Below are 25,087 nucleotides of genomic sequence, written 5' to 3' on the forward strand. Positions count from 1 at the left end.
TGAGGACTTGCTCCAGCCGAGCACTCTAGCGGTTAGGGAAGCATAGGGGACATTATACGATATCCGCAGGTAGAAGACGGTTTCGTCCAGAAAACTGCCGCCTGGAAAACTCTACGAAATCAAGAACGGCCTTTGATTTTTCATTGGCTTGCCATCCCACAACTAGTTCCACTTCGTCTGGAATCTCGGTAAGTGGGCGGTAAACAAGATGTGGGCTGAGATTGTGGGCGAGCCATGACGGCGCGATGGCGATGCCGACGCCCGCCGCAACAAGTGTGGCTATGGCAAGCGTGTGCGATACTTCCTGAACCACCATGGGGTAGATCCCTGCGAGCCGAAACGCATCCATGATGACATGGTGATAACTTGCACCAACGGTTGGCGCATAGGTGATGATGGGTTCACCGGCGAAATCCTTCACACTGACGGCCTCCTGCGTGGCCAAGCGGTGGTCCTTGTGGAGCACTGCCACAAAGCCTTCTTTCAGCAGATGCTCGGTTTTCAGAAAGCCCGCGGGATTGGTGGGGCGGATGAACGCCACTTGAACGGTTCCGTTCTGAAGCATCTCCAATTGGCTGGCGGTGCCAAGCAGTTGCACATCGACCTGGATATTCGGATATTGCTTGTGAAACTCGGCAATGACGCTAGGCAGCACATGCGACAGGGCAACGTGAACGCCGCTCACGTAAATCTTTCCACTATCGTCGCCGGAAATAGAACGGGTGTGCGTGACCGCCCTGTCGATGCCACCTAGTATTTCCATTGCATGACGCAGGAAAATCTCTCCCGCCGGCGTCAGTTTCACGCTGCGTGTCGTGCGCGATAGAAGACGCGTTCCGATGCGTTCCTCAAGTTGACGAATCTGCTGGCTGAGAGGCGCTTGTGCCATGCCAAGCCGGTCTGCCGCGCGGCTGAAATGCAGCTCTTCCGCGACGCAGGCAAAATAGTGAAGGTGACGAAACTCTATGCCGTATTTCATATCCTACAGATATCAATATCCGGCTTATTTTGTAATAGATAATAATTTATTTCCGTGATTATCTGAAAAAAACAAATGAAATAACGGGAATAGCTGAAACATCAATTCCAGAAAACGGAGCCCTATGACACGCTTCTGGTTGCTGAAAATACTACGCACAGCGTTGACGCTGTGGTTCATCGTGACCTTTACTTTCGTTGTTCTGAGAACGTCCGGAGACCCGGTCGTGGCCCTTGTCGGGGCAGATGCAACGCCTGATGAAATCGAACAGTTTCGAGCGCTATGGCGGCTCGATGACCCACTCTGGGTCCAATATTTTCGCTACATCGCACAGATGGCGACGGGCCAGTTCGGCATTTCCTACCGCGACGGTCGGGAGGTCATCGACATCATTGCGGAGCGAGTGCCGTGGACGATCATGCTCGGGCTGTTTGCCTATGCGGGCGCTATCCTGATCGGCATTCCGGCAGGCATCATCGCCGCCATCAAGCGTGGCTCGCCCTTCGATAATCTGATCATGGCCACAGCCGTATTCGGATTTGCCATCCCGAATTTCTTCCTCGGCATTCTTCTGATCCTGTTGTTTTCGCTTGGCCTGCAATGGCTTCCCAGTTCCGGGACGGGAACGATATGGCATGTCCTGATGCCGGCACTCACGCTTGCGACATTTACGGCCGGAACGCTCGCGCGCTTTACGCGCTCGGCCATGCTGGAAGTGCTTGATAAACTCTATATCCGCGCTGCCGCGGCAAAAGGGGTCAGTTACTGGAAACGCATCGTGTTCCACGCACTTCCCAATGCGGGCATCCCGATCATCACCATTATCGGCCTTAATCTGGGCGAACTCATTGGCGGTGCGATTGTGGTGGAAACAGTGTTCGCCTGGCCCGGCGTCGGCAGATTGCTCGTGACAGCCGTGTCGTCTCGCGACCTTGCCGTCGTGCAGGCGCTGGTTCTCATTATGGCTGTTACCATGGTCATGGCCAACCTCATCGTGGACCTGCTTTATGGTTTGCTTGACCCGCGCATCCGCGTCTCGAACTAGGACGATCACGATGAAGCGCCGCTCTCCCATTGTTATTTTCGCTGTGATCGTGCTGGCACTGGCGGTGTTCATCGCCATCGTCGGAAATATCTTCACGTCGCACGGCGTCACGCAACAAAACCTGCTTGCGCGTCTGAAGCCCCCTGCCTTCCTCGGCGGGAACCCGGATTTCCCGCTCGGAACAGATCGCATCGGTCGCGATATGGTCGCCCGTGTCATTGCCGGTTTGCAGATGTCCCTCACGGTCGCCATGGCAGGGACGATCATCGGCGCCGTTTTCGGATCTCTTATCGGCTTCATTGCCGCCCATTTCCGCGGCTGGGTGGATGAAGTGCTGATGATGCTGGTGGATTTCCAGGCATCGCTGCCGTTTATCCTCATCACGCTGACGCTTCTGGCATTCTTTGGCAACAGTCTGACATTGTTCATCCTGCTGATGGGACTGTTTGGATGGGAAAAATATGCTCGTCTTGCCAGGGGTGTCGTGCTGTCGGCGATCAACCAGCCCTATGCCAAGGCCATCGTCGCACTGGGCGCTGGCAATAGCAGGCTCTATGTGCGGCATGTGCTGCCCAATGTCGCAAGTGCCTTGATCGTTCAGGTGACGCTGACATTTCCGCAAATCATCCTGCTCGAGACGTCGCTCAGCTTTCTCGGTCTCGGCGTCCAGGCACCGCAGACGAGCCTCGGTCAGATCCTTGGCGATGGCCGAGACTACCTCTCGACCGCCTGGTGGATTTCTGTTGTGCCCGGCACGGTGATTTTTCTCGTAACACTCTCGATGAGTATCGTCGGCGATTGGCTGCGCGACCGGCTGGACCCGATGCTTCAGGGACGAAACGCGTAAATAAATAAAACAAGATCAAGGAAGGTGGAACATGTTTACCAGGCGTGAAGTTGGAACTCTCCTGCTCGCAGCAGGCGCAGTCACATTGGCAGGCCGGGTGCCGTTGGCGCAGGCCCAGCAACGGCCCACACTCAACATCGCCGTCGATAATCTGTGGGCGACGATGGCACCGATCAACGGCATCTCCACCACATCCCGTCGCATCTTTCCGAATTTCTACGATACGCTGGTCGAGCGGGATTATATCAATGACGAGAATGGTTTGATCTTCGCGCCCAAGCTTGCAACCAAATGGGAGCAGAAGGGCAATATCTGGACATTCACCCTTCGCGAGGGCGTGAAATTCCACGATGGCAGCGAAATGACTGCCGAGGATGCGGTCTTCACTTTGTCGCCAGAGCGTCTTTGGGGCGAGAAACCATTCGAACCGCGTGGCAAGACATTTACGGCGGGTTTCAAGCGGGTCGAAGCAACCGGAAAATATACGTTCGAAATCGAGACCGCCGCACCCGATCCCAACATTCCAGCCAAGTTGACCGGTTATATCGGCTTCGTGGTGCCGAAGAAATATTATCTGGAAGTGGGCGTCGATGCATTTGGTCAAAAGCCGATCGGTACCGGACCCTACAAGGTCACAACCTTCCGTTCGGGCGAGATCATGGTCCTCGATGCGTTCGATGAATATTGGGCGGGGCCTCCTCCGGCGCAGAAGGTCAACTGGAAGATCATTCCCGAATTTGCTGCACGCATGGCGGGTCTGGTCTCGAAGGAGTTCGACTTCATCGTCAATATTCCGACCGATCAGGAAGCATCGTTGGAAAGCTATGATGGTGTTACGCTGAAGCGCGTTCTGGCGGATAATTACCCGGCGATTGCGTTCAACACGCGGCCAGACCCCGTGGACAATCCGCTGGTCGATCCTAACCTGCGTTACGCCATGGTTCAGGCCATCGATATGAACGCCATTGTTCAGGCGCTGTTCAACGGAACGACCGAACATCCAGCTGTGCCCTTCAACTTCAAGGAATACGGCAAGTTCTACGATCCAAATTTGCCGGTCAAGCTTCCCTATGATGTCGAGGCTGCCAAGGCGCTGGTTGCCAAGACGAAATACAAGGGTGAAACGCTGATCTGGCATATCACGCGCCAGTTCTATCCAAACTACGAAGCGGCTGCCGAAATCATGATCGAGCAGTGGCGCGAAATCGGCGTCAATGTGCAGGCGCAGGTGCTGGATAATTTCGAACTGGTCTATCGTCGGCCATACCACATGATGAACATGTCCATGAGTTCGGACTTCATTCCGGGAGACCCGTATCAGCCGCTCTGGCTGGACTGGGGTCCAACGGCATCGCGTTCAACGGCAAGCTGGAAGACCTGGGATCCAACGCCTGAATTCGTTGATCTTGGCAAGAAATTCGATTCCGCGATCGATTTCGAGGAGCGCAAGGCCGCGTATCTTGCCCTTTCCGATGAGTGGCAGCGCGTCACGCCGGGCTATTACATGTGGAAGAGCGTCTATAATTGCGCCCACCGTTCCGGCATTGAGTTCCGCCTCAAGCCGAACGGTGAAATGCGCATCTACGGCGACTACTTCAAGTTGGTGTGATGAGCAACATGCGCAAGAACGCCCTGAAAGACATGACGTTCGCGGAGTTTCGCGAACGTCTGCCGGAAAAACCCGTGATCCTTTTGCCATTCGGCAGCCAAGAGGAGCAGGGGCCCCATGCTCCCATGGGTGATTTTATGCTGACTGAGGCCATCGCGCTCAAGGTGGCCGAGATGTCCGGCGCCATCGTGGCTCCAACGGTGCCTTTCGGCTATGCCGATTTTTTCAAGACCATTCCCGGCGGCAGCCAGTTGCGGCCCGCAACCTTCACGGCTCTTGTGGAGGATATGGTTGCGGCCTTTCTGGATCACGGCATCGATCATATTCTCATCCTTAACGGTCATACGACCAATGCGTCGTTGATTGATCAGGCGGTTCGGCGTGTTCGTGCAGAACGCGGCGTGTCGGTTGTATCGATCAATCTGTGGCAGTCGATACCGGACGCCCTGTGGCAGGAATTGCATGGTCCGGCGGTTGCTGCGGCACGCGGCCATGGCGGGGAACCGCTCACCTCTGTCTATATGCATCTCTTTCCGGAGTTGTTGGGCATGGACCTCGCAAGACCAGCCGGTCGCGCAAAGGCATTCGGGCTTGCCACGAGTGGGGTCAACAATGTCCAGTTCGAAGGCATGCCGGTGAATGTGCCGCTCAACTGCCATGAATTGAATGTCGATGGCATGCTGGGCGGCGATCCGCTGCTCGCAACAGCCCAAAAAGGCGAGCGGATCGTTCAGCATCTCGTCGGCTTTTGCAGCCGCTTCGTGGATCACATGCGTACCTTCGACATGCGCTCACCGTCTCACCAGACACAAAAGGCGATTTGACCATGAGTGATGTAAGGCTGTCGATCGACCACTTGAGCGTTCCCTTGCCGCAGGGCGCAGAGCGTAGCTTTGCAGTCGAGGACCTGTCCCTGACTGTCGCCAAAGGTGAAATCCTCTGCATCGTGGGTGAATCCGGTTCCGGCAAATCCCTGACGGCGCTTGCCACCATGGGATTGCTGCCCAGCAATCTTGGCAAGCCAAGCGGAAAGGTCATATTCGAGGACAAGAACCTCCTGACGATTGACGACGCGACAAGGCGCAGCATCACCGGGCGCAGCATCGCGATGATTTTTCAGGAGCCGACCGCCGCGCTCAACCCAATTTTCCGCATCGGTGAACAGGTATCCGAGGCATTTCGGGTGCACACGTCTCTGTCGAATGCAGAGATCAAGGAGCGGGTCATCACGCTGTTCCAGGAAGTTCAACTGCCCAACCCTGAAGAGATATTTCATTCCTATCCCCATCAACTGTCCGGTGGTCAATGCCAACGCGTCATGATTGCTACGGCGCTCGCGCTCGAACCATCCGTGCTGATTGCGGATGAACCCACGACGGCGCTCGATGTGACGACACAGGCGCAAATCCTCAAGCTGATGCTCGAACTGAGAGAGCGGCACGCAACAGGCATTATTTTCATCACCCATGACTTCGGCGTGGTGGCTGAAATTGCCGACCGCGTGGCAGTCATGCAAAAGGGCAAACTCATCGAAATCGGATCGCGGGACGACGTTCTCAATCATCCGCAACAGGATTACACGAAACGATTGCTGGCGGCGGTGCCGACGCTCACACCTCGCAAGGAACGGGAGGGTCTGGGAACGCCCGTTCTCATCGCGAAAAACATCATCAAGACGTTTTCCCTGTCAGGCGTTTTCGGGCCCGGGCGTGTCGTCAAGGCCGTAGACGACGTCGATATCACCATCCGCCGAGGTGAAACACTGGGGCTCGTCGGCGAATCCGGTTCTGGAAAATCCACGCTGGCGCAATGCGTCATTCGCCTTATCCAGCCTGAAAGCGGCGATATCGTCATTTCGGATGGCGATTTTTCGGGCCTGCGCGGCAAGGCACTGCGGGAAGCGCGACGCAAGGTCCAGATCGTCTTTCAAGATCCCTATACGGCGCTCGATCCGCGTCAACGTATCGGGGATGCCATTGCCGAAGGACCTATCGTCCACGGTCTGGACAGGAAAGCCGCCATGCAGCGTGCGCTCGATCTGCTGGAGGCCTGCGGTCTGGATCCGGCTTCGGCGACGCGGTTTCCGCATGAATTTTCCGGCGGGCAGAGACAGCGTATCTGCATTGCCCGCGCGCTTGCAGTCGAGCCGGAACTGCTGATTGCCGACGAGTCCGTTTCCGCTCTCGATGTCTCAGTGCAGGCGCAGGTCCTGGAGCTTCTTGCAAATATGCAGGCACGGCTTGGTTTCGGCATCCTGTTCATCACGCATGATCTGCGGGTTGCCAGTCAGATTTGCGATAACATCGCCGTCATGCGTCACGGTCGTATCGTTGAGCGGGGCGATCCGGCATCGCTGTTTGGCGAGCCGAAAGACGCCTACACGAGAGAATTGCTTGCCGCGGTTCCAGGCAAGGGCTGGCAACACAAGCCGGAAGCCGCCAAAATTGCAGAGGACCTGTCATGAAGAAGTACCATATCGGCACCCCACCAAAGCAGATCGATCCCGAACTGGTGGCCAAGTTCGAAAGTGTCGAGGTTGCCACCATCGGGCATTTTCGCCACCGTGGTTTCGTCCATCACTCCATCACGCCCGTTGTCGATGCGGGGCGTACATTGGTCGGCACTGCCGTCACCGTCGCCATTCCCGCAACAGATTCCACCTTGCTCCACCATGCGGTCTCCGTCATCCGCCCTGGCGACTTTCTTTTCGTGGATCGCCTCGGCGATGACAGGCACGCCTGTATCGGCGGCGGGGTGGCATTTGCCATTAAAACCGCCGGAGCCATCGGCGTTGTCATAGACGGTCCATGTACAGATGTTGAGGAAATCATCGATCTGGACATGCCCTTGTGGTCGCGCGGTGTGTCCGGCATCACCACGCGGTTGAACGATCTGGGTGGCTCCCTCAATCTTCCTGTGTCCTGCGGCAATGTGCCTGTTATGCCGGGAGATGTGGTCATTGCAGATGCCAGCGGCATCCTCGTCATCCCTGTCGATGAGGCGGAAGAGGCCGTGGAAGAAGCCATGATCCGGCAGGCGCGGGCAGGGCGCAACAAGGGCAAGATCGAGGCTGGCGAGAAGCTTGGTGATCTCTCTGGCGCAAGCCGCATGGTGGCGGCAGCGCTGGAGGCGAAGTGATGGAAAATCCACAATTCGATCATCTGCGCGTTGAGCGTAGCACAACGCGCAAGACGCCGGGTGTCAGCCCAAAAGGGGTGGTCACGTCTCAGCATTTCGTGGCGGCGGAAGCCGGTGCTGCCGTGCTGCGTGCCGGGGGAAATGCCGTCGACGCGGCTGTGACCGCAGCCTTCACTTTACAGACGGTCGAACCATGGATGACCAGCCTCGCGGCATGTGGTTACATGCTGGTGGCGCAGCCTGATGGAACGGTCGATACCGTCGAATTTACAGGGCGTGTGCCATCCTCTTTCGATGCCGATTTTTACCGGCCTGACCCCACCATCAAGACATTCATCGGTCATCCCGCCTCCTTGGAAAACCGCAATGTGGACGGTTTTACCGCTGCGGTCGTGCCCGGCTGCGTGCTCGGTTTTGCAGAGGCGCTGAAGCGCTATGGAACGATCGGTTTTGACGCAGCACTTGCACCTGCCATCGGCCGTGCCCGAAAGGGTCTCGTCGTTGATTGGCACACTACACTTGCCATCGCCATTGCAGCATCCGGTCTTGCAAAGGATGAAGGCACGCGCAGCGTGTTCATGCCGGATGGTTATCCGCCGGAACCCGGTACCGTTCTGCCGTTGACGGCACTGGCCGAAACACTGGAGACGCTGGCCAAAGATGGTCCAGACGCGCTTTATGGCGGTTCCATTGGCCAAAAGCTTATTGCAGATTTGCAAGCGGGCGGCAGCTTCATGACGCTTGACGATCTTGCGGCTTACGAAGCGCGGATTTATCCGGCACGAAGCATGACCTTGCAAGGCAAGACCGTCCATGTTGCAGGAGAAACGAGTGCAGGGCAGCGCCTGTTCGATGCTCTGGCCTTCTTCGACAAGACCCGTGGTATTGGCCCCGTAGATGCCCGGTTCTTTACCGCCATGTCTCAGGCCCTTTGGGAATCCTTTGGCGCTCACCGCCGCAGGCTCAACCCAGCGGAGACCACTAACAAGACCAGCACCACGCAGGTCAATGCCGTGGATAGCGATGGGCGGATGGTGGCAATCACCTTCACCTTGCTGAACCGGTTCGGCGCACGGGCTTTGTCCTCCTCGACCGGCATTCTGCTAAACAACGGCATGTCCTGGTTCGATCCGACCCCTGGCCGTACCAATTCCCTAACGCCGAATGCCTATGCGCCGAGCAATATGTGCCCCGTTGTCCTCACTGATTCCGATGGCACATTTGCCGCCTATGGCGCCGCCGGGGGCAACCAGATCGTGCCATCGCTTGCGCAACTGACCGGCATGATTGTGCATGCCGGCATGGATATCGAAGATGCGATGAACACCCCGCGCATGACGACGGGTCCCCATGCAGACATCATCGTCAATGTCGATATGCCTGCTGACCACATTGCCGCGTTATCGGAGATCGCCAAGGTCAAAGCCGCAGCACAAGTCGTTTTCCCACGGCCTTTCGCGGCGCCGGGCATGGTTGGCCGTCGTGGCGAAAGCTTTATCGGCATGGCGGACACCACCTATCCTGCGGCTTACGCTGCCCCTGCATGAATGGAATATGGCATGAAAGATTTTTCGATTTCGCCTCTCGATATCGAGGGCGTTCTGTCCATCCTGCCGCCAAGTGCGCAGTCCATCCCCATGGTGTTCGACTCGCCCCATAGCGGCCTGATTATCCCAACTGATTTCGAGCGGGCCGTCTCCGACGAACTGGTGTTGATGGCGTCCGATACCTATGTCGACGACCTGTTCGGCTTTGCGCCTTCCATCGGCGCTCCCATGCTTCTGGCTCACTTCCCGCGAAGCTTTCTCGATCTCAACCGCTCGCTGCAAGATGTTGATCTGGAGCTTATCGATGGCGCGTGGCCGCATGCAGTGCGAGACAGCGCCTCGGCGCGTCGCGGAATGGGCCTGACCTGGCGTTTTGCCTGGGGAGACCAGCCTATGTATGGCCGGAAACTGACCGTCAACGAACTTGAAAAGCGCATCGACACCTACTGGCGCCCCTATCATCAGCAATTGGTCCGGTTGCTGGATAAGACTTACGACGCTTTCGGTCGCGTCTACCACGTAAACTGCCACTCCATGCCCGCCATAGGCCACGCCCTATCGCCTGACCCGGCAGGAACGGTGCGAAAAGACATTGTTGTCGGGGATTATGACGGGACGAGCAGTGAAACGGAATTCGTGCAATTGGTCATCAGAACGCTCGAAAGTTTCGGTTATTCCGTTTCTCTCAATGTGCCGTTTCGTGGCGCGGAGCTCGTGTCAGCCTATAACGCACCAGAGAAAAACCGCCACAGCATCCAGATCGAGCTTAACCGCAAGCTTTATATGGATGAGGTTACACGCGAGAAGACTGCTGGTTATGGAGAACTGAAGAGAAATCTCGCTAGGCTTGGGACAATTCTCCGAAATTATGCTGTCTCAAATGACAGGTCGGACAAGCCATGAGCTGGGCGCGTAACGTTGCTCATTGTTAATCACAGCCAATGCCATAGTCCACAAGACGAACGACACAAAGATTACTGAGGCTCGCCGGACCGCGCTGCTTAAGCTTAAAGTCACTTGATTTGGACTAAGGTTCGATGGCCTTGATTCAGTGGACAACTATCTCACAACCTTTAAGTCCGTCGGCGGCTAATAATGTATCAAGGCGGTCGATCTTTTGCAAGTCTCCATGCGCTCAGGCCTCCGCAACCAATTATCCCAATGATTTACGTTGATCAAGCCGCCCTCAGGGGCGGCATTTGCGTTTTTGTGCCCTGAAGCAGCTAGCGCGAGACCCGAGACAGCTGGAGGAAAGCGCCTCGCCATAATCTTTTAATCGGCAGATAAACGATAAGCCATGGTGGGCCGTGAGATATTCACGCGGGCAGGAGGCCGTTCTGTTTTTAATAAGAAGGTAGACTCTGTTTCTGTCGAGCATTCCGAATACGCACTACCACCACGATTTGACGAACTTTCCTTTCACAATAGAGGGATTGCGCGCCGGCAGGGACGCGTTATATTTCCATACATGACGAAGAAAAGCTTGGGAGGAGCGTTTCATGAAACGGTTGTGGCCAGAGGAGTTTAATTCCATTCTTAGGGATGCGCAGGAGGTCACGCTCGATGTGCCGGCGGTGGACCCCGCAGGGCATCCTCATGGAGAGTCAACAAAGCGCCAAGCGTTGAAGGTGCGCATGACACAGGCCGACTATGAGCGCATATGGCCGCTTGCCGAGGCGCGTTACCGCGTTCAAGGGCCGTTATTCGGCAAGGCCATCACGCTCATTACCAACAATCCCCATTATCAGAAATGGCACCCCGAGGATGGCGGATATGAGGAAGATATGTCCGATAGCGGTAAGCCTTTTCAGACAAAATATGTGATCGTACATTTTCTGCTGGATGACGTCATGGAAAAGGCCGAAGCCTGAGCAACGCCACGGTTATCCGTTTCAAAGCGTGTACGGCTGTCGGGTTAATTCGGAGCTTAAACCAATCATAGAGTGGCGGGATTGAGGTCTGTTCATTTTCCGCCGCTCTAACAACTTTGTGTTTATTCCGGTCGCGTTCGATTTTCCATGGGCGCCATGTGGTGTGGCTTGCGTACCGCTATCAGGATTGGAACTGCGAGATAACCTCCAGAAAGGCTGGGCCGTAGCGATCCAGTTTCGCCTCGCCGACGCCGGGGACTTTGGCCATTTCGGCCCGTGAGGTGGGTCTGGCACCTGCGAGTTCGATCAGGGTTTTGTCATGGAATATGACATAGGGCGGCAGGTTCTGGGTGCGGGCGATTTCCATTCGGCGCTCGCGCAGGGCCTGAAACAAAGCCGCATCCTCGTCGGGAAGACTGACGGTTGGTCGTCCATTCGCATTGCGATCTCGGCTGGTTTTGCGCGGCGCCTGAGGTTTTCGCAACAGCAGCATAGGTTTTTCGCGCAGAAACTGGCGGCCTGTTTCTGATATCGAAAGGCCGCCGTGCCCGGCTATATCGACTTCGATCAGTCGCGCTGCGATCAACTGGCGCAGGATTGCTCGCCACGTGCGGTTATCGTGCTCCTTGCCGATGCCATAGGTGGTAATCTGGTCATGACCGAAGCGGGTTATGCGCTCCTCGTCGGCGCCCAACAGCACGCTGATGATGTAGGCTTGGCCGAAGCGCTCTCCGGTTCTGTAGATGCAGGACAGGATTTTCTGGGCGGATATGGCGCCGTCGAACAGTTCTGGTGGTTCGGCGCAGGTGTCGCAGTTGCCACAGGGCTCGCACGTATCTCCAAAATAGGAGAGCAGTGCCTGTCTGCGGCATCCCGCCGTTTCGGCCAAGCCCAGCAGAGCATCCAGCTTTTGCCGTTCCATATGTTTGCGCTGGTCCGACGCATCGGATTCTTCGATGAATCGATTGCGCAACGCGATGTCGTCGGAGCCATAGAGCATCAGCACGTCGGACGGCAGACCATCGCGGCCTGCACGGCCCGTTTCCTGATAATAGGCTTCGATGCTGCTAGGCAGATCGATATGCACCACGAAGCGAACGTCCGGCTTGTCGATGCCCATGCCAAACGCGATGGTGGCGACCATGATGATGGCCTCGCCATGCTGAAAGCGGGTCTGGTTTGCCTCACGGTCTTCGCGTGCCATGCCGGCATGGTAGGAGAGAGCGTCATAGCCTTCGGAGCGCAGCCATTCGGCGGTCTCCTCCGTTTTTCGCTTGGACAGGCAGTAGATGATGCCGCTCTCATCCTGATGATCCCGCAGGAAACGTTTGACTTGGGATCGCGGATTGTCCTTCTCCATGATGGCGTAGCGAATGTTGGGACGGTCGAAGCCTGCGATGAAGGCGTCCTTGCCGTCGATACGCATATGTTCCAGAATTTCGGCGCGGGTCGGCTCGTCTGCGGTCGCCGTCAGGGCCATGCGCGGCGTGTTGGGGAAGCGCTCGGTTAGCATATCCAACTGGCGGTATGGCGGGCGAAAATCGTGGCCCCATTGGGACAGGCAGTGCGCCTCGTCGATGGCAATGAGCGATAGCGACACATCCTGAAGCGCGTCCAGCACGTCAGGCTTCAGCAGTGTTTCGGGGGCTGCGTAGAGAATGCTGACTTTCCCTGCACGGATATCGGACCACAGGGCGCGGCGCTCATCCGGCTGGAGGTTGGAATTCAGCGCTTCCGCTCTCACACCCGCCTGGCGCAAAGCGGCCACCTGATCGACCATCAGCGCGATCAGCGGCGAAACGACAAGGCCCATGCCGGGGCGCGAAAGGGCTGGAATCTGGTAGCAGAGCGACTTGCCGCCGCCTGTCGGCATCAGCACGAAGGCGTTGTTGCCCGCGATGACATGCTGGACGATGTCTGCCTGCTGACCACGAAAAGTGTCATAGCCGTAGATGGTTTTTAGAATATGGAATGGATCAGTATTCACGGATATCTTCTTTGAGATTCGGTCGTGCCGCACCTCATTCCATATTCAGAATAATCGCAACCCTTTCATTCCATTCGTTTCACGCTGGCATAGGGATTATTCCGCTGCGGTCTTCACGCAGCCTTCGATGATGCCGCGGATTTCTGCGCGGCAGGAGCCGCAGTTTGTGCCAGCGCTCAAGGTTTTGCCAATGTCTTCGACGGTGTGGCACCCATCACGAATGGCTGATGTAATCTGGTTGACGCCGACATTGAAGCAGGAGCAGACGGTGGCGCCGGGGTCGGCTCTGCCAGCACCGGGTCGGCCTGCGACGAGGGAAAAGCGGGTTCGCAAATCTTCGTGGCGGATGGAGAGTTGGGAGATCGCCCAGTTGCGGGCGACGCCAACAGGGGCATCGGCGACGTAAAGTGCGGCCAGCAATGTGTCGCCATCGAAGAATGCGAGCCGTATCTGACTGGTGCTGTTATCGGCATAGCCGATGGGTTCTATGCTGACATCGATACCGAAAATGGTGCGAGCCCAGTCGCTCCAGTCGTCGGGTATGTCTTCGAAAGCCATCTCCAGACGATAGCCGCCATTGGCCTTTGCCAGCGCCCAATAGGCGCAATCGAGACCCTGCGGTTTGGCCTGCGTGACGGCAAAGGCATAGGCTTTCGCCTGAAAGCGGCGCGCGGTGACGGCCACGTTTTTCGATGCCGGTTGGCCGGAAAAGGGGTCGGTTACGGATGGCACCAGTCTGTCGACGCGGGCATTGGCGGCAAACTGGTCATTCCAGTGCATGGGCACGAAGAGATTGCCGCGCGCCTGCCGGTCCGTTACCAGCGCCCGCACGATGATCCTGCCGAGCGGGCTTTCGATTTCCACGAGATCGGCGCTGTTGATGCCTGCATCCATCGCATCGCGCGGATGCAGTTCCACGAAGGGCTCGGCTATGTGGGATGACAGGCGGGCGCTTTTTCCCGTGCGCGTCATGGTATGCCACTGGTCGCGGATGCGGCCCGTGTTGAGGGTCAGGGGGTAGGCCGCATCGATGCGGGATGTTTGTGGCAGGGCGGTGCTGACGAAGCGGGCCTTGGCATCGGCATGATAGAATTTTCCGTCTGCAAAGAAACGTGTGGTTTGCGTGGTTCCAGATAATGGCTGCGGCCAGTTGAAGGGTGACAGGTCGTCATAGGCTGGCTTTGTCAGTGCGGAATATGCGCCGATATCGAAATCACGCGATCCGTTATTTTCGAAGGCGGAGAGATTGGCATGTTCCGTGAAGATATCGACTGGGCCGGTGTAATCGAACGCTGCGGCAAACCCCATACGCTGACCGACCTGCGCCAATTGCCACCAGTCTGCCGTTGCCTCTGCCGGTGCGGGAAGGTAGCCGCGCTGGCGGGAAATGCGGCGTTCCGAGTTCGTGACCGTTCCGTCCTTTTCGCCCCAGCCGAGCGAGGGAAGGAGGACATGGGCGTATTTTGCCGTGTCGGTGGTCGCGAACATGTCTGACACGACGACGAAAGGGCAGGCTTTCAATGCGGCTTCGACGGCGCTGGCGTCGGGCATGGAAACCACGGGGTTGGTCGCCATGATCCACAGCGCCTTGATGCGCCCATCGGCCACCGCTTGGAACAGATCAACTGCCTTCAAGCCCGGTTTGTCGGCAATGACGGGCGAATTCCAGAAACGCTGGACGCGGTCGCGATCACCGGCATTCTCGATGGCCATATGGGCCGCCAGCATATTGGCGAGACCGCCGACTTCGCGGCCTCCCATGGCGTTGGGCTGGCCGGTCAGTGAAAACGGTCCCATGCCCGGCCTGCCGATGCGGCCGGTTGCAAGATGGCAGTTGATGATGGCGTTGACCTTGTCCGTGCCGCTTTCCGACTGGTTGACGCCCTGGCTGTAGCAGGTGACGGTCTTTTCCGTGCGCTCAAAGAGTTCGTAGAACTGGATGAGTTCGGCAATGGTCAGCCCCGTGGCATCTGCAATTTCGGGGAGGCCGTATTCCGCAGCGGATTGAACGGCGGCATCGAATCCGTTTGTGAAGCTCTCGACATAGGCACGGTCAATAGCGGGACCGTTGGCGAGATGTGCGAGAAGGCCGGTAAACAGCGCCACATCGCCATCCGGGCGGATGGCCAGATGCATGTCGGCGATATCGCAGCTCATGGTGCGGCGCGGGTCGATGACGACGATGCGCATATCCGGGCGCTCGGCCTTGGCGGCGGCGAGACGCTGGTAGATGACCGGGTGGCACCATGCCAGATTGGAACCGGTGAGAATGACCAGATCAGCTTCGAAAATATCCTCATAGAGACCCGGCACCGTATCCGAGCCGAAAGCGCGGCGGTGGCCTGCGACCGAAGACGACATGCAGAGGCGCGAATTGGTATCGATATTGGCCGAACCGATGAAGCCCTTCATCAGCTTGTTGGCGACATAATAATCTTCCGTCAGCAATTGGCCGGAGACGTAGAAGGCAACGGAGTCTGGTCCGTGTTCGGCAATGGCGTCCGAAAATTTCGAGGCCACGAGATCAAGTGCGCTCTCCCATGTTGCCCGCTCGCCATCCACCTGCGGATAGAGCAATCTTCCGTCGAGATCGATGGTTTCGGCCAGTGCCGAGCCCTTGGAACAGAGCCGTCCCAGATTGGCAGGGTGATCGGGATCGCCTTTGACGGTGACAGCGCCATCGTCTTCGATCTTCGCAATCACACCGCAGCCGACGCCGCAATAGGGACAGGTGGTCTTGACCTCTTGTGCCATGCTCACTCCGCCGCGATCATGAGGCTTTCGATTGAAATCGACAGCTTGCCGTCCACGTTGCGTACGGGAATGGTGCGCACGGCACCCTCATCCGCGCCCAGCGCCTTGCCGGTTTCCAGCGAGATGACCCAGTTGTGCAGCGGACATGTGACCGATGCGCCGTGGACAATGCCTTGGCTCAGCGGTCCACCCTTGTGCGGACAATGGTCTTCGATGGCATAGACATCGTTGTCCGCCGTGCGGAACACCGCGATCTTGCCGGAGGGCGTTTTTACGCAGCGCGCGCCGCGCAGAGGAATGTCGGAGATGTCGCCTATATCGACCCAGTTCATTGCGTTCATCCTGTCCTTCTCGATGATGTCTCCGGGTGGGCGGAAACTCCTCTTTCCGCCCACCCGACTGCCCACGCGTCCAGCCTGCCTTAAAGACGGGCGGTCACTCTGCGGCTTGATTAAAGCCGATGGTCGCCATCGGTTTGAACTCGTGCTTGTGTTCGCCGGATACGCGCTCCGACCAGGGATCGACCTGTGCGAATTTCTGGCTGAAGACGAAGCGGTCGAAGTAAGCCTTGCGCTTTTCGGCATCACCCATGATCTGGCGGCGAACTTCGTCGTAACCGATGCGCTTGGCCCATTTGTAGATGCGCTCCAGGTAACGGCCCTGTTCGCGGTACATCTGCGTCAGAGCCACGATATGCTCAAGCGCCTCGTCCTCGGTTTTGACGAGGCCCAGAACTTCCGTCCCCTTGATGTCGAGACCGGCGGCACCGGCGAAGTGGATTTCATAGCCGCTGTCGACGCAGATCACGCCGATATCCTTGCAGGTGGCTTCGGCGCAGTTGCGCGGACAGCCGGAGACGGCAAGCTTCAGCTTGGCGGGCGTCCAGGAACCCCACATGAATTTTTCGACGCGGATGCCAAAGCCTGTCGAATCCTGCGTGCCAAAGCGGCACCAGTCCGATCCGACGCAGGTTTTGACGGTGCGCAAGCCCTTGGCATAGGCCTGACCGGAGATGAAACCGGCCTTGCCGAGATCGGCCCAGACGGCGGGCAGGTCTTCCTTTTCGATGCCGAGAAGATCGATACGCTGGCCGCCTGTCACCTTCACCATGGGTATCTCGAACTTGTCGACAACGTCCGCGATGGCGCGCAATTCGTTGGCATTGGTCACGCCGCCCCACATGCGTGGCACGACGGAATAGGTGCCATCCTTCTGGATGTTGGCGTGGACACGCTCATTGATATAGCGCGACTGGTAATCGTCGGCATATTCATCCGGCCAGTCGGACACGAGATAGTAGTTCAGCGCCGGGCGGCATTTGGCGCAGCCGCAGGAGGTCTTCCACTCCAGTTCCTGCATGACGGCAGGAATGGTTTTCAGGCTCTTGGCCTTGATCAGACGGCGCACGTCGTCGTGTCCAAGCTCCGTGCAGGTACACATGGGCTGCACGGCTGCCGGGTTGTAGCTGTCGCCCAGCGTCAGCGTCATCAACTGTTCCACAAGGCCCGTGCAGGAGCCGCAGGATGCCGATGCCTTGGTGTGGGCGCGCACATCGTCAAGCGACGTCAGCCCCTTGCCGGTGATGGTCGAGGTGATCTTGCCCTTGCAAACGCCGTTACAGCCACAGATTTCCGCATCATCCGGCAAGGCTGCAACGGCCGCCATAGGGTCCAGTGGGGACCCTCCCTGATAGGACTGGCCGAAAATGAGAGTGTCGCGCATGGCGGAGATATCGACGCCCTTTTTCTTCAGGTCGTTGAACCAGGCTCCGTCAGAGGTTTCACCGTAGAGAACGGTGCCGATAATGCGGTTGTCTTTGAGGATCACGCGCTTGTAGACGCCTGCGGTGGCATCGCGCAGCACGATCTCCTCTCGGTCGTCGCCATCGGCAAAATCACCGATGGAGAAGAGGTTGATGCCGGTAACCTTGAGCTTCGTCGGCGTATCCGCATGCACGAAGGCCGGTGTGGTGTCGCCCGCCAGATGCGCAGCGGCCACCCGCGCCATTTCGTAAAGCGGGGCGACGAGGCCATAGACCATGCCATCCACTTCGGCGCATTCCCCGACAGAGAGAATATCGCCGTCCGATGTCTGCATGCCCGCATCCACGACGATGCCGCGATTGACGGCAAGGCCTGCCTCCTTCGCAAGGCCGATATTGGGCCTAATACCAACCGCCATCACCACCAGCGTGGCGGGGATGATGGTGCCATTGTCGAGTTCGATGCCCTCCACCTTGTCGGTGCCGACGATCTGCTTGGTATTGGCCTTGGTGATGACCTTGATGCCGCGATCTTCCATCGCCTTTTGCAGCAGGTAGCCCGCTGCCGGATCGAGCTGACGCTCCATCAGCGTCGGCATCACATGCAGAACGGTCACGTCCATGCCGCGCATGGAAAGACCGGCTGCGGCCTCCAGCCCCAGCAACCCGCCGCCGATAACGACGGCCTTCGCTCTGGATTGGGCGGCCAGCAGCATGGCATCGACATCGTCAAGATCGCGATAGGTGATGACGCCGGGCAAATCCTTGCCCGGAACGGGAATGATGAAGGGAACGGAGCCGGTGGCGATGACCAGCTTGTCATAGCTTTCGGTGACGCCATGATCTGACGTTACCGTCTTCGCCGCGCGGTCGATATTGACGATGCGGTGACCCTTATAGAGCGTAATGCCGTGCTGGATATACCAGCCATCACCATGGATGATGATGTCCTCATAGGACTTCTCACCCGACAGCACCGGCGAGAGCATGATGCGGTCGTAATTGACGCGAGGCTCGGCGTTGAAAATCGTGACCTGATATCGATCAGGGGCTTTCTCGAAGAGTTCTTCCAGCATGCGTCCAGGCGCCATGCCGTTTCCGATGATGACAAGTTTTTCTGTCATGATTTTACTCCGCAGCTTCGACGAAGCGGTGACGTTCATAGAGGAACTTCAACACGGCTTCGCGGCATTTGAGGTAGGTTCGGTCGGATGCAAGCTCGATGCGGTGGCGCGGCCTTGGCAGCGGCACATCGAGAATTTCGCCGATATGGGCGGCAGGGCCATTGGTCATCATGACGATGCGGTCGGAAAGCAGCACGGCCTCGTCGACATCATGGGTAATCATGACCATGGTGTTGCCAAGACGGGCATGGATTTCCATGACCGCATCCTGCAAATGGGCGCGGGTCAGCGCATCGAGCGCGCCGAAGGGCTCATCCAGCAGCAGGATTTTCGGCTCCATCGCCAGCGCACGGGCAATGCCGACGCGCTGCTTCATGCCGCCGGAAATTTCCGATGGCTTCTTGTCCTTGGCATGGGCCATCTGCACGAGGTCCAGATTGCGCATCACCCATTCGTGGCGCTCTGCCTTGGTCTTCGAATAGCGGAAGACCTTTTCCACGCCGAGATTGACGTTTTCATAGACGCTCAGCCATGGCAGCAGGCTGTGGTTCTGGAACACCACGGCGCGTTCCGGGCCGGGTTCGTTTACCTCGCGGTTTTCCAGGAGAACGACGCCGGAGGAAACCTTGGTCAGCCCCGCGATGAGGTTCAGCATAGTGGACTTGCCGCAGCCGGAATGGCCGATGACCGAGACGAATTCGCCCTTGCCGATGGTGAGGTTGATGCCCTTCAGCACCTCGGCGCGGCTACCGCCCTTGTCGAAATATTTGTCGATGTTATCGAGCTTGAGATAGGCGTTCATGGTTGCTCTCCTCCTCAATTCGCCGCTGCGCCACGGGTGACGATGTTGCCGAGTGCGGCCACCAGCTTGTCCAGCACGAAGCCGACGACGCCGATATAGGCGAGTGCAACGATGATGTCGGGCAGGCGCGAGGAATTCCATGCGTCCCAGATGAAGAAGCCGATGCCGACGCCTCCGGTCAGCATTTCGGCCGCAACGATGGCAAGCCATGAGAGGCCGACACCGATCCGCAGACCCGTGAAGATGTAAGGGGCGGCGGATGGCAACATGATCTTGTAGAAAAACTCCAGCTGGTTCAGCCGCAGCACCTGCGCCACGTTGCGGTAATCCTGTGGGATGTTGCGCACGCCAACGGCGGTGTTGATGATGACCGGCCAGATGGAGGTGATGAAGATCACGAAAATGGCCGATGGATTGCTGTCCTGAAAGGCAGCCAGCGACAGCGGCAGCCATGCCAGCGGCGGCACGGTGCGCAGCACCTGAAAGATCGGGTCCAGACCGCGCATCGCCCAGATGGACTGACCGACGATGGCACCGAGGATGACGCCTGCAACAGCGGCAAGCCCGAAGCCATAGGCCACACGCTCCAGCGAAATCAGAACCCGCCAGCCAAGTCCGATATCCTGCGAACCATAGACGAAGAAGGGATAGACGATCAGGTCATAGCTTTCCTGAAACACTTGGCTCGGCGGCGGCAGCGTTGCACCGGGGGAGGAACAGAGCATCTGCCAGATGCCAAGCATCAACACCAGCACGACCAGCGGCGGAACGACGTTGCGGGTTATGGCGGCGGCGATCTTTTTGGCATTCAACGCCGGTGCCTTGCGGCGGTCGATGGCGATCACGGTGCCGCTTTTCGGGATGGCGGTGGCCGTTGCCATGCTGTCTGTCTTGCGGGCAGTTGCGGTCATGGGTCTATCCTGTCGCTTTTTAAGAGGCGGCTTTGATCGAGAGGCTGTCGAGATAGGCGGATGGGTTTTCCGGGTCGAAGGTCTTGCCGTCGAAGAAGGTTTCCTTGCCGCGGGATTTCGATGTGGGGATATCGCTTGCTGCCACGCCCAGTTCCTTGGCGGCTTCGCGCCACAGGTCTTCGCGGTTGACCTGGGATACCAGCGCCTTGATGTCGGTATCGGGCGCAAACTTGCCCCAGCGGACATTCTCGGCGATGAACCAGCTGTCATGGCTTTGGAACGGGTAGGATGCGCCGTCCTTCCAGAATTTCATCTGCAAATCGGTGCCATGTGCCACGCGGCCATTGCCGTAATTGATGTCACCCTTCAGGCGACCCAGCACATCCTTCGGCGGAACGTTGAACCACTGGCGCTTGCCCAGAATGGCCGACATCTCGTCCTTGTTGTCCATGCTGTCGCACCATTGCTGGGCTTCCATCACGGCCATGAGAATGGCTTTTGCGGCATTCGGGTTCTTCTCCACCCAGTCGGCGCGCATGCCGAGCGCCTTTTCGGGATGGCCCTTCCACAACTCGCCGGTGGTGCAGGCGGTGAAGCCGATGCCCTGGTTGACCAGTTGCTCGTTCCACGGCTCGCCCACACAGAACACATCCATGTTGCCGACCTTCATATTGGCTACCATCTGCGGTGGGGGAACGACGATGGTGGAGACATCCTTGTCCGGGTTGATGCCGCCAGCCGCCAGCCAGTAGCGAATCCACAGATCATGCGTGCCGCCGGGGAAGGTCATGGCCGCCTTGGTCTCCTTGCCCTCGGCCTTCTTCTTTTCAAAGGCTGCCTTCAGCTTGGAAGCATCGAGCTGCACGCCGGTGTCGGCATATTCCTTGGCAACCGAGATGCCCTGGCTGTCGAGATTGAGGCGGGCGAGAATGGCCATCGGCACCGGTACATTGTTCTGCGTCACCTTGCCCGTGTGCATGAGGTAGGGCATGGGGGTCAGAATATGCGCACCATCGATGCCGTTGGATGCACCGCCGAGAACGAGATTGTCGCGTGTCGCACCCCAGGATGCCTGTTTAGCAACTTCCACATCGGGCATGCCATGCTTGGCGAAGAGACCTTTTTCCGACGCGACGATGAGGGGTGCTGCATCCGTCAGCGCGATATAGCCGAGTTTGGCACCCGTCACTTCCGGTGCTGCGGTTGCACCAAATGCGCCGGATGGGAAGGCGGATTTCATGGCGGTGATCAGGGCAGCGGTGGCGGTGGTCTTCAGCATGCTGCGGCGGCTTATGGTGCCGGTGAATGTCGGTTTCATGCGCATGTTCCCCATTTTTGATCCGCCGTTCCGGCGCTGTTTGCGAAAAGTAAAAATAAAAAAACGCCGCTCGGAGATTGCGTTTGCCGGGAGGGAGGTCCCGGTCAGCAAAAACCTTGCGACGTCAGTGTCGTTGGTAAGCAGCAGTGAAGCGCTTTTATCCTCGATCGCCGTTGACCGAGTGTTTTATATCAAGCAACTAGTGTGCCAGTTTGTTGGTTCGTAAATAAGCTTTTGATATAAAAACGTTATTCCTGAATTCTGTGGTCTTTGTTCAAAATTTAATCGTGAAATTGACGGCTCATATTTTGCGCACATGATGTCTGAGAAGCTTTTTCGATGCGCAGCATTTGTGCAGTGCGTTACAATCAGGCGTCTTCGGGGCTGGCCGATCCGAGATTGTCTGCACTGACTGCGAAGCCTTTCACGTACGCCTCAATCATGCTCGGGTCGAAGACATGGCCATCCATGAAACGATCGCCATCCGTATCGCCTTCGATGCGCATATCGGACTCAGGCGGCGCGTTGCTGGTACCCAAGGCGTTGCGGTAAAGATCGCTGCGATAGGCTGATGCCGCAGCATGAGCAGCTTGCTGCGTAAAGTTGGTCTGTCCCCAGCGGATCATCTGGCTGTAGATCCATAGAGCCTGGCTCTTGCGTGGGTAATTGGCGAAATTCTCATGGAACGTAAAATAGCGCTCGATGACGCGCTGGTTGCCCTGTGCATCGACACTGAAGCGTCCGGCCAGCACTTGGCGAATGATCTCCTCGGGCGCGGCGATGTATTTCGCATCCGCCAATGTCTCGGCCAAAGCGCCGTGGTTTTCCGTGTCGTCACACCAGCGCGCAGCGGCATCCAGTGCCACCAGAAGACGCGAGACGGCTTCGGGTTGCGCATCCGCCCATTCCGGTCGCATGCCGACGACCTTTTCTGGTGCCGATGGCCAGATGTCCTGTTTGGCAGCAACGATGCGGCCAATGCCGCGTTCGCTTGCCATCATATTCCACGGCGCGCCGACGCAAAAGCCGTCGATAGCACCAGCGGCAAGGGCGTCGGATGTCAGCGGTGGCGGCACGACGACGAGTTTGACGTCCTTGTCAGGGTGAATGCCGCCAGCCGCCAGCCAGTAACGGAACTCGTAATTGTGCGATGAGAAGGGATAGGTCACACCGAAGGTCGGTGTGGTTTCGCCGCGTGTGCGCATCTCATCCAGAAGCGTTTTCAGCGCCTTGGCATTATCAAGCGCACTTGCGGTTTCGGAAATTCCTGCCACTTCACGCATGCGCGCAAACAGCCGTGTCGACAGCGTAATCGCATTGCCGCCACGCCCCAACGAAAATGGGGTTATGGTCGGGGAGGGGTTGGAGCCCAGATCGAGCATCGAGGCGACCGGCATGGGAGACAGCATATGGGCGATATCGAACTGCCGAAACGCCAAGCGGTCGCGCACATTGGCCCAGGACACGTCTTTCACGAGATCGAGCTTCAGGCCTTCCTTCTCGGCAAAGCCGAATTCGGCGGCGGCAATCAGAACGGATGCGTCGACCAGCGGAATGAAGCCCGCGCGCAAAGTGCGTTGGCGGTCATTGCCAACAAGAGCTGGCGCACTGTCTGCGCTGCCGCCTTCCGGTGTCTCGCTGACGATGGTCGTCATATCCTATGCTTCCTTTCCTGTCCCGCGCCGCTCACATCAGCAAGCCGGCAGCCGTGACCACGCTTTGCGCAATCTCGGACAGTTTTTTCTTTTCGTTCATCGCCGTCTGGCGCAAAAGTGCGAAGGCTTCCTCTTCGGACAGGCCGCGCATCTTCATCAGAATGCCCTTAGCGCGCTCCACGATCTTGCGGTCCTCAAGCGCCGATTTGGCATCGGCGAGTTCCCGCTTCAGGCGGCTGAAGGCGTTGAAACGGCTGACCGCCATATCGAGGATGGGTTTGACGCGCTCTTTCTTGAGCCCATCAACAATATAGGCAGAAACGCCCGCTTCGACTGCGGCTTCGATGGATGCGGTGTCGGAGCGATCCACGAACATGGCGATGGGTCGGCCCACCGTGCGGGTCAGTTGAAACAAATGCTCCATCATGTCCCGGTTGGGATTTTCGATGTCGATAACGATGACGTCGGGACAGAGTGTGTCGATGATGCGTGCCACGCCATGGACTTCGTGGATGACAGTCACGCGGTCATGCCCCGCCTCTCGCAATCCTTCCTCGATAATGGAGGCGCGAATGGCGTTTTCATCGATCACCAGAATGGTCAGGTCGCGCAGCGTCATGCGCGCATTGATGACGCAGCGCACAATCATTTGCAATCTTTTTCACCGCGACTAAAAATCAGGCAAATTTGTCGTTTTTTGTTTTAGCAAAACCCACAAGACGCTCCCTCCACGCCTTGACAACGATCTCGTGTTTATAAAAGGTTGTCATATGAGTGCAGGGGTGGACTGGTTATCAGAAACAAGCCCGATCAGCCGGAAAAGTGCGGCGGAATCGGTGTTCGAAGATTTGCGTCTGGCGATAGTCTCCGGGCGATTGACCGTGGGCACGCGGCTGCCTGCCGAAACGCATCTTGCGGGAAAATACGGCGTCAGCCGACCCATCGTGCGCGAAGCCCTGCGGTCCCTGCAAACGCTTGGCATGACGCAGACCCGCACGGGCAGTGGCACATTCGTTTTGACCGACAGACCAAGCCCCGAACTGAGTTATGGAGGATATTCGGCCCGTGATCTGATCGAGGCCCGGCCCTATATCGAGGTTCCCGCTGCCGGTTGGGCTGCGGTGCGACGCAGCGGCGAGCAGCTCTCTCGTATTCTCAGCCTCTGCGACGCCATGGATGCGCAGGAAGATCCACACAAATGGGTCAAGCTGGATTCGGAGTTCCATAGCGCCATCGCCGAGGCCTCCGGTAATTCCGTGTTTGCGAAAATCGTCTCGGATGCGCGTGGCTCGCTCAGCCAGCAATCGGAATTGCTGAACATCATGGCACCGCGACGCATCGCGTCCAATGTCGAACATCGGCTGATTGCCGAGGCTATTGCCGCTGGTTCGGATGAAACCGCACGAAGCGCTATGGATGCGCATCTGAGCCAGGTCAAGCAGATCGTCACCACCATTCTGGGCGATGAAGAAGCGCTGCGGTAAGGCACGTCGTTTGCTCTCCTAGACTTTTGACGATATCTGCCACGTCATCACAACCGCACTCCTTTATAGCCGCCAACGGCGCGTTGCGACGCACTCCTCATGTGCCTACTCCTCGATTCTTCAATGCCGCGTTGCTGATGAGGCAATAGCGTTCCGTGCACTGGCAGTTACGTTTCCCAGCCTTCAAACAGCTGTTGGGATAGCTGAATCGCTTGGCGGCGGGGTACGAACCCATCTGGATTGAGACTTGACGT

Annotated in this window: 20 protein-coding genes; 10 read left to right on the top strand and 10 right to left on the bottom strand. The window is 57.7% G+C overall.

Annotated features, from left to right (window positions below; all coding sequences use genetic code 11):
* Positions 1 to 52 precede the first annotated feature (52 nt).
* Positions 53 to 979 carry a LysR family transcriptional regulator gene (locus RRU01S_RS00130; protein ID WP_045228215.1) on the bottom strand — a complete coding sequence of 309 codons (927 nt, stop codon included), beginning with the start codon at positions 977 to 979 and terminating at the stop codon, positions 53 to 55.
* Positions 980 to 1,103: 124 nt separating this feature from the next.
* Between RRU01S_RS00130 and RRU01S_RS00135 the strand changes: the two genes are divergently transcribed.
* From RRU01S_RS00135 to RRU01S_RS00175, 9 genes are all read left to right on the top strand, one after another.
* Positions 1,104 to 2,024: an ABC transporter permease gene (locus RRU01S_RS00135; RefSeq protein ID WP_045228216.1), complete on the top strand. Its 921-nt coding sequence runs from the start codon at positions 1,104 to 1,106 to the stop codon at positions 2,022 to 2,024.
* A 10-nt stretch (positions 2,025 to 2,034) separates the two neighbouring features.
* Positions 2,035 to 2,871, top strand: coding sequence for an ABC transporter permease (locus RRU01S_RS00140; RefSeq protein ID WP_045228217.1), 837 nt, complete (start codon positions 2,035 to 2,037; stop codon positions 2,869 to 2,871).
* 31 nt (positions 2,872 to 2,902) lie between these two features.
* Entirely contained in the window at positions 2,903 to 4,480 is a 1,578-nt protein-coding gene (locus RRU01S_RS00145; protein ID WP_045228218.1) for an ABC transporter substrate-binding protein, read from the top strand.
* An 8-nt stretch (positions 4,481 to 4,488) separates the two neighbouring features.
* Positions 4,489 to 5,304 carry a creatininase family protein gene (locus RRU01S_RS00150; protein WP_234936013.1) on the top strand — a complete coding sequence of 272 codons (816 nt, stop codon included), beginning with the start codon at positions 4,489 to 4,491 and terminating at the stop codon, positions 5,302 to 5,304.
* A 2-nt stretch (positions 5,305 to 5,306) separates the two neighbouring features.
* Entirely contained in the window at positions 5,307 to 6,944 is a 1,638-nt protein-coding gene (locus RRU01S_RS00155) for an ABC transporter ATP-binding protein (RefSeq protein WP_045228220.1), read from the top strand.
* A complete protein-coding gene (locus tag RRU01S_RS00160; RefSeq protein ID WP_045228221.1) occupies positions 6,941 to 7,618 on the top strand; it encodes an RraA family protein in 678 nt (225 codons plus the stop codon). The genes RRU01S_RS00155 and RRU01S_RS00160 overlap by 4 nt, the downstream gene beginning before the upstream one ends.
* Entirely contained in the window at positions 7,618 to 9,165 is a 1,548-nt protein-coding gene (locus RRU01S_RS00165; RefSeq protein WP_045228222.1) for a gamma-glutamyltransferase, read from the top strand. The genes RRU01S_RS00160 and RRU01S_RS00165 overlap by 1 nt, the downstream gene beginning before the upstream one ends.
* Before the next feature lie 12 nt (positions 9,166 to 9,177).
* Positions 9,178 to 10,068 carry an N-formylglutamate amidohydrolase gene (locus RRU01S_RS00170; protein ID WP_045228279.1) on the top strand — a complete coding sequence of 297 codons (891 nt, stop codon included), beginning with the start codon at positions 9,178 to 9,180 and terminating at the stop codon, positions 10,066 to 10,068.
* A 596-nt stretch (positions 10,069 to 10,664) separates the two neighbouring features.
* Positions 10,665 to 11,036, top strand: coding sequence for a hypothetical protein (locus RRU01S_RS00175; RefSeq protein WP_045228223.1), 372 nt, complete (start codon positions 10,665 to 10,667; stop codon positions 11,034 to 11,036).
* Positions 11,037 to 11,217: 181 nt separating this feature from the next.
* On the opposite strand, the gene recQ is transcribed toward RRU01S_RS00175, so the two are convergent.
* From recQ to RRU01S_RS00220, 9 genes are all read right to left on the bottom strand, one after another.
* A complete protein-coding gene (recQ, locus tag RRU01S_RS00180; RefSeq protein WP_045228224.1) occupies positions 11,218 to 13,023 on the bottom strand; it encodes a DNA helicase RecQ in 1,806 nt (601 codons plus the stop codon).
* 96 nt (positions 13,024 to 13,119) lie between these two features.
* Positions 13,120 to 15,777 (bottom strand): nitrate reductase, encoded by a 2,658-nt coding sequence (locus tag RRU01S_RS00185; RefSeq protein ID WP_045228225.1) that lies wholly within the window; start codon positions 15,775 to 15,777, stop codon positions 13,120 to 13,122.
* Positions 15,778 to 15,779: 2 nt separating this feature from the next.
* Positions 15,780 to 16,109, bottom strand: a complete 330-nt coding sequence (nirD, locus tag RRU01S_RS00190; protein WP_045228280.1) for a nitrite reductase small subunit NirD — start codon at positions 16,107 to 16,109, stop codon at positions 15,780 to 15,782.
* 103 nt (positions 16,110 to 16,212) lie between these two features.
* Entirely contained in the window at positions 16,213 to 18,663 is a 2,451-nt protein-coding gene (gene nirB, locus RRU01S_RS00195) for a nitrite reductase large subunit NirB (RefSeq protein WP_045228226.1), read from the bottom strand.
* 4 nt (positions 18,664 to 18,667) lie between these two features.
* Positions 18,668 to 19,465, bottom strand: coding sequence for an ABC transporter ATP-binding protein (locus RRU01S_RS00200; RefSeq protein WP_045228227.1), 798 nt, complete (start codon positions 19,463 to 19,465; stop codon positions 18,668 to 18,670).
* Between the two features lie 14 nt (positions 19,466 to 19,479).
* Positions 19,480 to 20,376, bottom strand: a complete 897-nt coding sequence (gene ntrB / locus RRU01S_RS00205) for a nitrate ABC transporter permease (protein WP_045228228.1) — start codon at positions 20,374 to 20,376, stop codon at positions 19,480 to 19,482.
* Between the two features lie 19 nt (positions 20,377 to 20,395).
* A complete protein-coding gene (locus RRU01S_RS00210; protein WP_045228281.1) occupies positions 20,396 to 21,694 on the bottom strand; it encodes a CmpA/NrtA family ABC transporter substrate-binding protein in 1,299 nt (432 codons plus the stop codon).
* Positions 21,695 to 22,062: 368 nt separating this feature from the next.
* Positions 22,063 to 23,349, bottom strand: coding sequence for a CmpA/NrtA family ABC transporter substrate-binding protein (locus tag RRU01S_RS00215; RefSeq protein WP_045228229.1), 1,287 nt, complete (start codon positions 23,347 to 23,349; stop codon positions 22,063 to 22,065).
* A gap of 31 nt (positions 23,350 to 23,380) precedes the next feature.
* A complete protein-coding gene (locus RRU01S_RS00220) occupies positions 23,381 to 23,968 on the bottom strand; it encodes an ANTAR domain-containing response regulator (RefSeq protein WP_045228282.1) in 588 nt (195 codons plus the stop codon).
* A 151-nt stretch (positions 23,969 to 24,119) separates the two neighbouring features.
* Here RRU01S_RS00220 and RRU01S_RS00225 point away from each other — a divergent pair, with 151 nt between their 5' ends.
* The gene (locus RRU01S_RS00225) at positions 24,120 to 24,833 is read left to right on the top strand and encodes a FadR/GntR family transcriptional regulator (protein ID WP_045228230.1); all 714 of its coding nucleotides are present in this window, start codon (positions 24,120 to 24,122) and stop codon (positions 24,831 to 24,833) included.
* Positions 24,834 to 25,087: the final 254 nt, after the last annotated feature.

It is taken from the genome of Agrobacterium rubi TR3 = NBRC 13261 (assembly GCF_000739935.1).
GTDB lineage: Bacteria > Pseudomonadota > Alphaproteobacteria > Rhizobiales > Rhizobiaceae > Agrobacterium > Agrobacterium rubi.